Genomic DNA, 12,378 nt, shown 5'->3' on the forward strand with positions numbered 1-12,378 from the left:
CCTACTTGCTGGCGGCGAAGCGCATCAGCGAGTGCTCGTCGCCCTGCTTGATCTTGCCGGTCGCGTTGATCACTTCGAGTTTCCAGGTGGTGCCGTATCGCACCGCCTTGGCCACGGCACAGCCGTTGTCCTGGCTGAGCAGGCTGGGCCAGATGTCGGCGACCTGCTGCGAGCTCCCCCCGGTCGCGTCGTACACCTTGAAGCTGATGTTGCGCGCCTTCTGCAAGGAGCTGCCCTTCTTGAACGCGGCGGCTACGAACACGATGGACGTGATGTGGGCCGGTACGCCGGCGAACTCGACGGTCACCGTCTCGTCGTCCCCGTCACCGTGTCCTGTCTGGTTGTCGCCGCTGTGGAGCAGCGAGCCGTTGCCCATGGGGTCCAGTGAGTCGAGTCCCGCCAGGCGCACCGGGTCACCGCCCTGCATGGCGATGGCGATCAGGTCGAGGTCGGTCCCCTGCTTGCGGCGCAGCTTGCCCATCATCCCGCCGCTGCTGCCGGCCGTGGGGTCCCAGGACACGCCGATGGACAGATGGGTCACTCCATCCAGGTCCGCCGGTCCGTCTTCCTTGGTGAGCGTAATCATTTATCGGCCATTCCTTTCAGACGACTACTCCATGGACAGTGTGCCGGGGCGTTCGGCGGTTCCCGGCTGCGGGATGGCATGGCGATTCCCGGTGGAACCGGCAGCAACCGGTGCGGAAGCGGTCGAACCGGAAACGCCGGTCCGCACGGCGGCGAGGGCCGGTCGGTCGTCCTCACGTGGGCGTGGGGCCGAGTTGCTGATCGGGCCGGTACCGGGGTCACGAGGAGCCCCGGCTTCACCGGTCCCGTGCCGATGGACCTCGCCGTACATCGAGTCCTCGAACCGGCAGGAACGGCATCGCTGGACGATCGAGCGCGCGATGTCCTGGCTGGGCGACTACCGCCGCTTGCACTGCCGCTACGAACGAAAGGCCGGGCACTTCCGCGCCTTCACCGCCATCGCCTCCACCCTCTTCTCGCAGGATTTGCGACGCTGCCCGCGTGGTGATGTCCTGGAAGTAGACGGCGTACCGACGCACCGAAATCTCGCCGAGTCGCACCCAGGGCGCTCGGCGCGGGCGGCAAATCAGGGTCCGCGCGTATACCCCCGATCCATTCGAGGTAACGGACGGTCCGGCCGTGAAAGAGCCGCCTGGCCTCAGCTGACGCTTGTTTCCACATATGGAAGAGGAATCACGATGACACCCCGCGACGCGGATATTACCCCTCGACCCCCTGATGACCTCATCCTGAGTTTTTCTTTTGAGCAAAGAGAGCTTCGCCGCTTCGTCACAGACGCGCGCACACATCCGGAGAATTACCCGCCCCTCGGCAACAACACCGCAGAAGCTACGATGCCGCCCGGCGTCCCGGACTTCCGACTTTCAGGATCGCTGACCAATATAGCGAGCGCCCACAGTATACTTCTGACAGGTCGGGACAAGGACTGGGTGAACAGCGATAAGAACATGCACCGCGGCCCTGACGGATCGCTGGACACAGACGTTGGACAACCGATGGAGCAGGCAGGTTACCGTACCTGGCGGTCGGAGAATGTGGCCGTCGGGTTCAGTACCGCAGAGGAAGCAGTGCGCTTCTGGATGCAGCAGGACGAGGCATGGCATTGGGAACACCGGAATGCCATCCTGTTTGATGACTGGTTCACACCGGACGACATTCGCGACGCCGGATTCGGCTACGCGAAAGGGGGCCCATGGACCCACTATTGGACGCTGGACATGGGCAGGAAAACTGGGCCTTTCTGATGTCGTCCGGATCCAGGAGCCCTCGCTACGAGTGCGATCCTGCAACACCTGGTCTTTCCCGGCCTCGCGCAGCCCTGCGCTGCTACAAGCGACTCGTCCACCTCACCACGTAGGACACGGTCTTGGTCAGCCGTCGTCGCTCACGTCCGCGAGCCGCACAAAGGAGGGGGCGGCCCTAGGGGCGCCACTCCTCGCGGTAGTCGGGATGCTCGTCGTACGACTGCGCCAGGGCGCGGAGGGCGTACGTGAGGCCGGTGACGCGGGAGTCGCACGGGTCCATCGCCCCGAGGTCGCGCGCCAGCATGTCGAGCAGGTCCAGCATCGGGAGATGACTGTCGAGCACGGCTTCGCCGCCGAAGGTATGGGCCACGTAGGCGTAGGCGTGGTTGTCCTCCGCGTTGCGGGCCCGCAGGAAGGTGATGAGGTCGTCCATGGGTTCAGCCTCCGTGCCGCCTGGCTCGCCGCCCGGCTGTCCGTGCTCGGTCGTAGGTCTGCTCGGTACCGCACCGGACGCCGCCGGAGTACTACCGGCCCACCGGCCTCGACGTGCGGCTGGACGGTGCTGCGCGTGGCTCACCGCGGGGGGGATGTCATGGGCGAGGGTGTGGCGGTCTGTGTGGGAGCGGTCGTCAGGGAGAGGGTGTCGCCGGGGTGGACCCGGGTGTAGAACCACTTGCTGTCCGCCGCGCCGAGGCCGATCCAGCCGCCTTTGGCGTCGTCGGCGCTCAGGGCCTTGAGCTGGGGGGAGGTGAGGCCGACTTGGTGCGGCCGGCCCGTTCCGTCGCGCAGCTCGACCACGTACCGGACGCGCACCGAGGTCGGGCCGATGGGCGGGTCGGTGGGGGACACGTCGAGTCTCATCTCCCTCGGGTCCGCCTTCGTGACCACCGTCATCGGGTTCGCGGCGTCGAGCAGGGCGTCCGATGCGGAGAGGATCGGCATCACCCGGCCGTCGAAGGTGAGGGTGTGCCGGGAGAGGTCGAGCCTGTCGGGGGTGGAGGGCGTCGGGGAGGCCGGGGTGGAGGGCCGGTGCGCGGCCGGGTGGCGGTCCGGGGTCCCGCCGGGGATCAGGGTCAGGGCGACGCCCAGCAGGGCGAGGGCCGCGGTGCCCGTGCCGACGCCCGCGGCGGCACGCCGGCGGCGCCTGCGCCGTACCGCCCGGGCGCGTGTCGCGGGGCCGCCGACGACCGGGGCGGTCTCCTGGTCCGCGGCCAACTCGTGCAGCGCGGCAGAAAGTTCATCGGCCACGGCCGCTCTCCCTCCTGACCCGCCCGTCGGTTCCGTCGACCCGCCCGTCGGTCCCGTCGGCCCGTCCGTCGCTCTCGTGCTCCGTGAGGCTCTTCGCCAACCGTGCCCGGCCCCGGGACAGCCGCGCCTTGACCGTCCCCACGGGCGCACGGGTCTCGGAGGCTACCTGTTCCACACTCAGGTCGCACAAATGGTGCAGGACGATCGCCATCCGCTGGGCCTCGGGCAGTTCCCGCAGCGCGGCCACGAGTGCGGCGTACTCGGGGTTCGGTCCCGGGGCGGGGTCAGGCGGCGGAGTGCGCCGCACCAGTTCCAGCCAGCGTCTCGAGCGCCGCCAGCGGCTCACCGCCAGCCGCATGGCCACGGTGCGGACCCACGCCTCGGGGGCACCGTCGGCCAGGAACCGCCGGCGCCGGTCCCAGGCCCGTACGAAGGCTTCCTGTACGACGTCCTGGGCCTCGCCGTGGTCGCCGGTGAAGGCGTAGAGCTGTCCGGTGAGCCGGGGGAAGGCGGCCGCGTAGAAGGCGTCGAACTCGTCCTCGGTCATGCCTCCACCGAAATCTCTGTCCTTTGCTTGCAACCCGGCCGCCACCGCCGTGCGTACAGGTCCCGTGAGTCGCGTAGGTCGCATCCGGCGAAGCACGACCCATGGGGAAGACGGTGCGCGGGGGTTCCGGGCTCCCTCTTCCTCGACGGTGTCGGCTCGTCGGCTGATCAACCTACCGGCACACCGAACAGTTGCCCGACCCGGACGGACGGCCCGCACGTCCGGCCACGACGGGGTTCCCGAGCCTAAGGACCGCCCACGTGCCACCGACCCACGAAACGCCCCCCACCGGCCACGACTTCGCCACGTACGCCCGGACGCACTGGTCCCGGCTGATGGTGACCGCGCGGCTGCTCACCGGTGATGCCGGTGCGGCGGAGGAGCTGGTGCGCAGAACACTGGCGCGGATGTGCGCGCGGTGGCGGCGTGTTCCGCGCGACGACAAGGACTTCCACGTGCGGCGCTGTCTGGTGCGGGGCCACCTGCGCCGGGCCCGCGGACGGCGGGCGGCGCGGCGGCGGGCGATCCTCGTGCTGCGGATCTGGGAAGGGCTGACGGACGCGGAGATCGCCCAGTTGCTGGACTGCTCGGTGGGCGCGGTGCGTGCCCGGGCCCGGCACGGTCTGAAGGCGGTCGGCGGCGACCCCGGACGGCTGCGCGAGGTGTACGCCCGTGCCGCCCGGGACGTCGTCCCCGCCGAGGTGCCGCTGGACGAGGTGCGGGCGGCGGGGAACCGGCTGCTACGGCGTCGGCGCGTCGTCACCTCGGCCGCCTGCCTGGCGCTGCTCGTGCCCGGCGCGTTGATCGCGGCCGGCCGTGACGGCGGTGGCGGTGGCGGTGCGCAGGACGGGCGGCGCGGGGTCCCTTCGGTGACGAGCCCGGTGCGGATCGTGGCACCGGGCGAGCGGGTGACCGTCGGGGCGGGGGTACGGGTGTGGCTGACGGCGGACGGTGCGCACTGGGCGGTGCCCGAGCGTCCTCGGGGGGACGACAGCGACCGCCCACCGGACGCGCCCGGGGTCTCCGCGCGGGTGGACAGCGTGAAGGGTGGGTTCCTCCTGTCCGGCGTCTTCCACGGCCTCCGCGGTGAGCCGGGCCGTGTCGAGGTGGCCACCGGCGACGGCCGGACCACCGCCAAGGTCCTCGTCCTGGCGGGGAGTCCGGGATGGGGCGTCTGGTACACGAGTCCGCCGCTGACCGAGAGGAACGTGCGGTCGCTGCTCGGCGCGGGAGCGCACGAGCGGATCGTCACGGTGTACGACGCCTCGGGCAAGGTCGCCGCGCGTTCGGGCAGCACGTGGTGACGGACGTGAACGGGACCGACGGAACGGCCGTACCGCGAACGGCATCGCCGACGGAAGAGACGACGAGGGATGTTCCCCGGCGTGGGAGGCGCGCGCCGCTGCGGACCCGGCTCCGGCGCACCAGGGGCCGGTGGCTCCGCCGGCTGGGCTACGCCCTCCTCACGCTGATCGCGACGCTGTGCGCGGCGGCCGTCGTGGCGTACCACTTCACGACGATCCCGAAACCGCACCCCGAGACGGTCACGCAGAGCACCGTGTTCCTCGACGCGGACGGCGCCTACCTGGGCCGGCGCGGCCCGGTCGACCGGCAGGACGTGCCGCTGTCCGCGGTCCCCGCGCACGTGCGGGAAGCGGTGATCGCCGCGGAGAACCGCTCCTTCCGCACGGACAGCGGGATCTCGCCGCGGGCCATCGCGCGGGCCGTCCTGGCGACGCTGACGGGCGGTGACCCACAGGGCGGCTCCACCATCACCCAGCAGTACGTGAAGAACGCGCTGCTGAGCCCGGAGCATTCGCTGTCCCGCAAGGCCCGCGAGGCGCTCATCGCGATCAAGCTGGACCGCACCCGCACCAAGGACGACATCCTGGAGGGCTATCTGAACACCGTGTACTTCGGGCGGGGCGCCGCCGGCATCCAGTCCGCCGCGCGCAACTACTTCGGCGTGGACGCCAAGGACCTGACGGTCGCCCAGGGCGCCGCGCTGGCGTCCGTCATCAACATCCCGTCGTACTACGAGAAGGCCGGCTCCGATCCGAAGGTGACCGCCAAGCTGGAGCACCGCTGGGAGTGGGTGCTCGACGCGATGGTGGCCGGCGGCAGCATCACGGACGAGCAGCGGGCCGCGGCGCGGTTCCCGGCGTTCCGGTTCTATCCGCCGGGCGAGACCGAGGGACAGCGGCAGTATCTGATCGACATTGCGGCCAAGGAGGCCGCCGACCGGCTCGGCATCGCCGAGGACCAGCTCGCGAGCGGCGGTTACAGCGTCACGACCACTTTCGACCTCGCGGCGCAGAACCGTGCCACACAACTGGCCGAGGAGAGTTCCGGGGGCAAGCGGGTGCGGGTGCACACCGCCGTCGTGGGGATGGTGCCCGGTGACGGTGCGGTACGGGTGCTGTACGGGGGCTCGGACTACGCGCGGCAGCCGTTCAACGACGCGGTGAGCGGGGCGGTGGAGGCGGGGTCGGCCCTGGAGCCGTTCGACGGGGTGGGGCCGGCGGGCGAGCCGTTGCGCGGACTGCTGAGGACGGCGGCGCCGACTCCGCTGAACCTGGCGTCGGCGTACGCGGCGGTGGCGGCGCACGGCCGGTACGCCACCCCGTACACCGTCGCGCGCATCACGCGGGAGGGCCGCACCGTCTACCGGGCCCGTCCCGACGTGCGGCGGGTGCTGGGCGAGAAGGAGGCGATGGCGGTGGGCGCGCGATCCGGGACCGGTCCGGTGCCCGCCACCGCCGGCCCGGGCGAGGCGAAGGTGTTCGGCCTCGGCGGAGCCGGCGGCGGGAACGCCCGGCGGACCGTGTGGAGCTCCGGGTACGACGACCGACTCGCCCTGACGGTCGCGCTGTTCGCCGACCGGGCGGGCAGCAGGAAGGGCACGACGGTGCCCGCGCGGCTGCCGGACGAGCCGTCACCGACCACGTTCGCACAGCGGGTGGCGGCGGGGGTCTGGGAGGTCGCCAGGTAGGTGACGCGTGCGGCCGGCGGCGTCTGACGGAGCTCTCGGTCCCGGGGTTCAGTCACCCGCCACGCTGTACCACTCGGGGCCGCCGACCGGGTACTCGTAGACGGGGCGGCCCCGGCTGCCGCTGGTGCGGAACGGTCTGCCGTGGTCGTCGATGCGGATGGTTCCCTGACGGCCGCCGCTGGACCACAGCAGCTCCACGTACCAGCGCACGTCGTGGGTGTCGGCGTGGGCGGTGATGTAGAGGACCTCGGGGTCGGACCGGCTGACCTTGTAGGGGACACCCCGCTGACCGGCCCGCGGGACGAGGGCGGGGTGGGCGGCGTCCAGGTCCGTGGCGAACGACCTCGTCTCGACGCCTCCGCCGCAGCCCGACGATCCCAGGTACGCGTTCCAGGCCGGGGGCGTGCCCGAGTCGACCACGCGGACGTGCAGGGACTCGATGACGACGGTTTCGTCCCCGGTGCCCTGGACGGTCAGCGCGACCCGCTGCGCGTCGGCGGCGATGGCGTCCTGCGCCTGCACCCAGCCCGGCACGTCCTGCCCCATCACCGGCGGTGACACCCGGGCCGGGGGCCGGTCCACCAGGTACTTGCCCTCGCACTGGGGGTCCTCCCAGGCGTAGGTGCGGGTGCTCACCGTGAGCGGGACCGCGGCGATGTGCCGGGCGGGGGTCTCGCCGGTCCCGGGCGCCGAGGTGTCCGTGGCGGGCGCCGACGGGACGGCGTCGTCGGACTTCGCGGGGGTCGGTGCCGGGGAGCGGCTCGGGCGGGTCGAGGGGGACGCGGACGCCGATGGGTGCCGCGTGGCGGCGGCGGAGGGCGACCTTCCGGCGGAGATCGCGGCGCCGGTCGGCCGGACGACGTCCGCCAGGTCCGTCCTCGCGGTCCTCAGGTCGACCGTGAGGACGGTGGACACGGCCGCGACGACGACGGCGGTGCTCGCCGCGATCAGGGCCCACCGCTTGCGGGTGATCCGGGGGAGCGGCGACGTGCGGCGGGCGGGGGCGGTTCGGTCGGGGTGGGCGCGGGGAGGCGTCTCGGGGGCGTCCGTGGCCGCGGGTGCGGGTGCGGCGGCGGGCGCGGTGTCCCGGGGCTCCTGCGCCGACTCGGGCCCGGGTTCGGGTTCGGGTTCGGGCTCGGGTTCCGGTTTCGGGGGTGGGGCGGCGGAGGTGGGGGCCGTGGGCCGGTCGTCGGTGTCCGGTCGCGCGTCCGTGGCGGGCCGGCGGGCGCGTTCCCGTGCCGCGTCCGCCAGGGCCCAGCGCCGGTGCAGTTCGGCGAGTTCCTCGGGCGTCGCCCTGCACACCCGGCCGAAGCGCGAGACAGCCGCGTTGTCGGCCGGGACCCCATCCCCCTTGCAGTACCGGTGCAGCGTCGACGTACTCATGTGCGCCCGCTTCGCCAGAGCCTCGTAACTCAGCCCGGACCGCTGCTTCAACTCACGCAGTAACGCCGCGAAATCGGCGATCTCCTCAGCCGCCCCCACCAGTCCTCCATCCCGTTCGCCATCCCAGGGTGGTCACGTTTCCCCAGGTCAGAGCCGGTGAACGCATCCCAGCATCCCAAAATCGCCGATGGAATGGCAGTTGGGACGCCGTATGGCACAGGCTTCGGTCATCCAAGCACGGCGCCTCGCCGGCCGCGGTGCTCGGTCCCGCCGACTCGGCTGCGCAAGCCGCTTCTTCCGGCGCGTGCGTCCGGATCCGTCCGGGGTCCACGCGGCACGGAAGGGCAGGACCGGCCGGCACCGCCCACATTCAGGAATCCCTTTTTCCGGGGTACAGAGAAAGCAGCTCCCGCATGCGCATCACGACTCGCTCCGCCTCCCGTACGGCCGCTTCCTCCATGGTCGTCGCCGCCCTCGCCCTCGTCGGTGTGCAGGCGGCCGGGCAGACGGCGTCCGCCGCCACGAAGGACGCGTCCTCGGTGGTCACCTGCACCACGGCGAACACCACGCTGACCGTCACCGAGGCGTCCCGCCCGATCAACCACCTGCTGCTGAAGGCCACCAACACCGGCACCAAGTCCTGCTACGCCTACGGCGCCCCCATCCTGAGGGCCGGCGCCGACGCCCAGGCCCCGCTGGCGTGGGTGAAGGGGTCGGTCCCGCAGGCCGTGGTGACGCTCAAGCCGGGTCAGTCGGCGTACGCGGGCATCGGCACGTACTCCCCCGACGGTGAGGGCGGCGCCACCGAGAAGACCCTGGGTGTGCTCTTCACCGACAAGAAGGAGGGCGCGGCCGGCAGCGAGAAGACCCTGAAGCTGCCGAACGGCGGTGTCTTCTTCAACAGCGCGGCCGCCGTCACCTACTGGCAGGACAACCCGGCCGACGCCCTGGTCTGGTAACCGTCCCGGCGTTCCCCGACACGGCCGCCGTCCGGCCGTACCGGCGTCCCGTGCGCACCGGGCCCGGTACCGCCGGCGGCGGCATCCGGTGCGCCGCCCCCGGGCACCCCGTCCCTCAGGCCTCGGGCTCCGTCTCCGCCTCCATCGCCCGCGTCACCGCCTCCCTCATCCCGCGCCATCCCCGGGGCCGCTGCGGGGCCAGCCGGGCGACCACGCGGCCCACCCACTCGGGGTCACCCAGCAGGTGCGGCTGCCCGGCGTCGACGACCCGCGTCGCCAGCGTCTGGAGGAAGACGAGGTGGGAGCCGGGATAGGGGCGTGGGTGCCGGTCGAAGCGGGCGGTCCAGTCCTCGTACGGGTGGCGCAGCGTCATGTGCAGGTAGCCGCTGCCGCGTCCCCGCCAGGGGCCGGGCAGGCCACCGAGGATGCCCCCGAAGCCGTTCGAGCCCCGGGCCGGGAAGCGGCTGCCCATGGTGAGGTTCATGCCCCGCATGATCCGGGACCACGGGACCAGCGGCCCCCCGGAGCCGGGCTCGTGCTGGTGCAGGCCGTCCGGGCGCAACTCCAGCCAGTGGCGCTTGCCGGTGTCCCCCACCACCCAGCGTCCGTCGCGCAGTTCCAGCGGCCCCAGAGTCGTGCTCGTGTCCCCCATCCGCTCATTGCACCACGTGCCCCGGCGGGCCGTGGTGGACGGTGGCACGGTGAGCGGGTGGTCAGCCCGAGCAGGGCGGTCCCTCGGCCTCGCTCGACCGGTGCTGGTCGTAGGCGCCGCAGGCGAGGACCGCCTTCGGCTTGTCGCCGGTCTGGCGCAGCAGGACCAGGGTCTTGTCGTGGGGCGGGGCGTTGGCGCCGTCGTACGACACGTAACCGGTGGCCCCGTTGAAGTCGATGCCGGCTTGGAGTTCGAGCAGGACGGACTTGCGTTCGATGTCCGGGTCGGCCAGTCCGGCCTGGCGGACCGCCTCGGACAGGACGTGGAAGGCGTCGTAGGAGACCGCGGAGTGGCCGTCCTGCCGCCAGGGGTCCGTGCCCGGGGCGGTGGCCTTCACATAGGTGTCGTAGTCGGCGACGAACTGCCGGGTCCGGTCGCCGGCACCCGGGTCGTCGGTCGGCAGCCGGTGCGCGGAGTAGTACAGCCGCAGCCAGTCCTTGTTGGCGAACGCGCCGGTCTGCGCCACGTTGGTCAGCTCGTTGCCGCCGAGGACCGTCACGTCGCGCGAGGTGCACGTCCCCGCGGTGTCCATGGAGTTGATGAGGGCGGTGAAGTCCTTCGCCCGCGCCGACCAGTACACCACCGACTCCGGCCGGTCCCCCAGCGCGCCGCACAGCGCCCGGGCCAGGGCGTCGGCGCCGTGCTCGCTGACCGCTCCGCTCAGCGGGGCGGCGCCGAAGACGCCGTCCTGGTTGAAGTCGAAGACCTGGTGGGTGCCGTGGAAGTCGGCGGCGAACCGGCGGGCGAGGCTGTCGCTGTAGAGGTCCGCGGAGCTCTCGATCACGATGGCGTTCCGGGCCGGGGTGCAGCGGTCCTCGTGGCCGGGCCGGGCCACGATGTTCTCGGTGGCCGCGAAGTCCGCCTCGATCCTGGCCTCGCGCGAGTTGAACGGCGTGGACGGCCAGTAGGTCAGCGCGGCGGAACCGGTGAGCATCTCGTCGGCGGTCGCGGTGGTGCCGATCGTGGGGATGTGCGCGTCACCCAGTACTTGGAGGGCCGCCTGGGTCTCGTGGCGGCTCTGCGCGAAGCCCAGCACCCCGACTACCCGGTCGGCCGCCGGTCCGCTGTCCTCGTCCGCCAGTCCCGCGACGAGCTTGCGCGCCGCGCTCTCGGCGTCACGGAAGGCCACTCCGGCCCCGCGCACGTCGACACGCAGGGGTATGAGCGAGTCGTCGGCGGTGGCGTCACGGTTCAGTTTCCGCTGCCACATCGCGATGCCGCGCAGCTCCGGGATCGTCCCGTCGAAACGGGTCTCGTCGTCGGTCGTGGGCGGGTCGGAGACGAACGCGACGACCGTCCGCACGGTACGGCCCCGGGCGGCGTACTGCTCGACGCGGGCGTTCTGCCGGTCGATGGTCCGTACGGCCGCCTTGTACCAGGCGGTGGCGTGCACCGGCACCGGTTCGGCGGGGGCGGCCTCCGCCACGGAACCGGTGCCGCCGAGGCAGTCGCGGGGCGCGGGGAAGACGACCGGCCGGAGCAGCAGCCCGCCCGCGAGCAGGGCGAGCGCGGTCGTCCCGCCCACGACCGCGGCCGGGACGTACCGGCTGAAGCGGAACGTCCGCGGCTCGACGGGCAGGACGGGTACGCCGCTCGCGGTCAGGTCGGCTTCGGTGACGGTGACCAGGACCGGGGGTTCGCCGGCGGCGTCGTCGGCGCCGAGCCGGACGCTCGCCCCCTGCCACGTGCTCTGCGCCGGGTCGCCCAGTTCCCGCAGCAGCGCCTCGGAGGGGACGCCCACGGCGACGACGAGCGGGCCCGGCGGTCCGGCGGTGGCCTGGGCCCGGCGCAGCGAACGCAGGAAGCGCTCGGCGGCACGGGCGCCCGGCTCTCCCGGCGGGGGCAGTTCCAGGAAGAGGACCGGGCGGCTGGTCCGGCGGCGCCGGCCGGGCAGGACGCGGCCGATCGCGGGCCGGCGCAGGTCCTCCAGCAGGGCGCGCAGGACGAGCCGGTCGAACTCCTGGAGCGCCTCCTCCCGGGACGCGCCCTCCGTGAGCTGGACGGCGCGCTCGGCCGCCACGTGGTCCATCACCCGGAACAGGTTGTTGCTGCCCTGGGCGACCGGGTCCGCGCCGAGCCAGCCCCGCATCACCTTGCGGGAGATGCGGTGCGCCCAGATCCGGCGCGGGAGCAGCTGGACGAACGACAGCCAGCTGAGACCGGCCAGGAAACCGGCGATCCCGTCGAGGGCCGGGCCCTGCATCCTGGTGAACGCGAGCGCACCGCCGCGCCGGGCCCGCTGCTCGCCGGCGTGGAACCGCAGTTCCGCCGCCTGGTCGGCGTTGGTCACCCACTCCTGCGGGTGCTCCCTGATGTAGTCCACCAGGTCGCACATGACGCGGAAGTGCGGGAACCGGTCGGGAGTCATGTGCTGCGGGGCGCTGCGGTACAGCTGCGTGCCGGCGCCGGCGGACAGCAGCCGGGCGTCGGCTCCGTCACCGGTGCCGGCCGGCAGACTGGCGAAGGGCACTCGCTGCCGCAGCGCGCCGGTCAGTGCGGCGACGACACGGTCCACGCCGGTCCGGTACGCCGACGGTGGTACGCGCACGAGGAACAGCGGCGGACTGGTCGCGAGCCTGGCCCGGTTCTCGTACCTGGGGGCCACGGTCACCCGGAACTCCCGGACGAACTCGGTGGCTTGGTCGTTGGGGAATCTCGGACTGTCGAGTGGTGCGGTCATGCGGAACTTCCCCCATGTTCGCCCGGTATGACGCACGCCGGGATGCGGCACCGCGCCCTCGCCAACT

At 72.3% G+C, this 12,378-nt stretch carries 11 protein-coding genes and 1 pseudogene; 5 read left to right on the top strand and 7 right to left on the bottom strand.

Translation table 11 applies throughout. The features are described from left to right. Window position 1 precedes the first annotated feature (1 nt). A complete protein-coding gene (locus ACIQVT_RS29990) occupies window positions 2-586 on the bottom strand; it encodes a TerD family protein (RefSeq protein WP_403760934.1) in 585 nt (194 codons plus the stop codon). 283 nt (window positions 587-869) lie between these two features. On the opposite strand from ACIQVT_RS29990, the pseudogene ACIQVT_RS29995 reads away from it, so the two are divergent. Continuing rightward, window positions 870-998 (top strand): annotated as a pseudogene (locus ACIQVT_RS29995) (transposase); the annotation flags it as partial. 225 nt (window positions 999-1,223) lie between these two features. Beyond that, the gene (locus tag ACIQVT_RS30000) at window positions 1,224-1,790 is read left to right on the top strand and encodes a CAP domain-containing protein (RefSeq protein ID WP_403761072.1); all 567 of its coding nucleotides are present in this window, start codon (window positions 1,224-1,226) and stop codon (window positions 1,788-1,790) included. A 175-nt stretch (window positions 1,791-1,965) separates the two neighbouring features. Here the strand turns inward: ACIQVT_RS30000 and ACIQVT_RS30005 are convergent, their stop codons facing one another. The 3 genes from ACIQVT_RS30005 to ACIQVT_RS30015 form a co-directional block, all read right to left on the bottom strand. Continuing rightward, on the bottom strand, window positions 1,966-2,223 hold the full coding sequence (locus ACIQVT_RS30005; RefSeq protein ID WP_403760936.1) for a DUF6221 family protein: 258 nt from the start codon (window positions 2,221-2,223) through the stop codon (window positions 1,966-1,968). Window positions 2,224-2,363: 140 nt separating this feature from the next. Continuing rightward, window positions 2,364-3,038, bottom strand: coding sequence for a hypothetical protein (locus tag ACIQVT_RS30010; RefSeq protein ID WP_403760938.1), 675 nt, complete (start codon window positions 3,036-3,038; stop codon window positions 2,364-2,366). Continuing rightward, a complete protein-coding gene (locus ACIQVT_RS30015; protein WP_403760941.1) occupies window positions 3,028-3,585 on the bottom strand; it encodes a SigE family RNA polymerase sigma factor in 558 nt (185 codons plus the stop codon). Before ACIQVT_RS30015 ends, ACIQVT_RS30010 begins: the two co-directional genes overlap by 11 nt. Window positions 3,586-3,845: 260 nt before the next feature. Here ACIQVT_RS30015 and ACIQVT_RS30020 point away from each other — a divergent pair, with 260 nt between their 5' ends. Together ACIQVT_RS30020 and ACIQVT_RS30025 are read left to right on the top strand one after the other, a co-directional pair. After that, window positions 3,846-4,889, top strand: a complete 1,044-nt coding sequence (locus tag ACIQVT_RS30020) for a sigma factor-like helix-turn-helix DNA-binding protein (RefSeq protein WP_403760944.1) — start codon at window positions 3,846-3,848, stop codon at window positions 4,887-4,889. 98 nt (window positions 4,890-4,987) lie between these two features. Beyond that, entirely contained in the window at window positions 4,988-6,577 is a 1,590-nt protein-coding gene (locus ACIQVT_RS30025) for a transglycosylase domain-containing protein (protein WP_403761061.1), read from the top strand. A gap of 48 nt (window positions 6,578-6,625) precedes the next feature. Here the strand turns inward: ACIQVT_RS30025 and ACIQVT_RS30030 are convergent, their stop codons facing one another. Continuing rightward, complete coding sequence (locus ACIQVT_RS30030; protein WP_403760949.1) at window positions 6,626-8,059, bottom strand: helix-turn-helix domain-containing protein; 1,434 nt, start codon at window positions 8,057-8,059, stop codon at window positions 6,626-6,628. 314 nt (window positions 8,060-8,373) lie between these two features. On the opposite strand from ACIQVT_RS30030, the gene ACIQVT_RS30035 reads away from it, so the two are divergent. Beyond that, window positions 8,374-8,919 carry a DUF4232 domain-containing protein gene (locus tag ACIQVT_RS30035; RefSeq protein WP_403760952.1) on the top strand — a complete coding sequence of 182 codons (546 nt, stop codon included), beginning with the start codon at window positions 8,374-8,376 and terminating at the stop codon, window positions 8,917-8,919. A gap of 115 nt (window positions 8,920-9,034) precedes the next feature. Here ACIQVT_RS30035 and ACIQVT_RS30040 read toward each other — a convergent pair whose 3' ends face one another. Together ACIQVT_RS30040 and ACIQVT_RS30045 are read right to left on the bottom strand one after the other, a co-directional pair. Then, on the bottom strand, window positions 9,035-9,571 hold the full coding sequence (locus tag ACIQVT_RS30040) for a hypothetical protein (RefSeq protein ID WP_403760955.1): 537 nt from the start codon (window positions 9,569-9,571) through the stop codon (window positions 9,035-9,037). A 61-nt stretch (window positions 9,572-9,632) separates the two neighbouring features. Continuing rightward, on the bottom strand, window positions 9,633-12,311 hold the full coding sequence (locus ACIQVT_RS30045) for an ABC transporter substrate-binding protein (RefSeq protein WP_403760958.1): 2,679 nt from the start codon (window positions 12,309-12,311) through the stop codon (window positions 9,633-9,635). Between the last annotated feature and the right edge of the window lie 67 nt (window positions 12,312-12,378).

This window comes from Streptomyces sp. NPDC100445 (assembly GCF_044759735.1).
Lineage (GTDB): Bacteria > Actinomycetota > Actinomycetes > Streptomycetales > Streptomycetaceae > Streptomyces.

Coding starts and splice junctions, on each gene's coding strand:
- ACIQVT_RS29990 (WP_403760934.1), bottom strand. CDS start 586: ATGATTACGCTCACCAAGGAAGACGGACCGGCGGACCTGGATGGAGTG.
- ACIQVT_RS30000 (WP_403761072.1), top strand. CDS start 1,224: ATGACACCCCGCGACGCGGATATTACCCCTCGACCCCCTGATGACCTC.
- ACIQVT_RS30005 (WP_403760936.1), bottom strand. CDS start 2,223: ATGGACGACCTCATCACCTTCCTGCGGGCCCGCAACGCGGAGGACAAC.
- ACIQVT_RS30015 (WP_403760941.1), bottom strand. CDS start 3,585: ATGACCGAGGACGAGTTCGACGCCTTCTACGCGGCCGCCTTCCCCCGG.
- ACIQVT_RS30035 (WP_403760952.1), top strand. CDS start 8,374: ATGCGCATCACGACTCGCTCCGCCTCCCGTACGGCCGCTTCCTCCATG.
- ACIQVT_RS30040 (WP_403760955.1), bottom strand. CDS start 9,571: ATGGGGGACACGAGCACGACTCTGGGGCCGCTGGAACTGCGCGACGGA.
- ACIQVT_RS30045 (WP_403760958.1), bottom strand. CDS start 12,311: ATGACCGCACCACTCGACAGTCCGAGATTCCCCAACGACCAAGCCACC.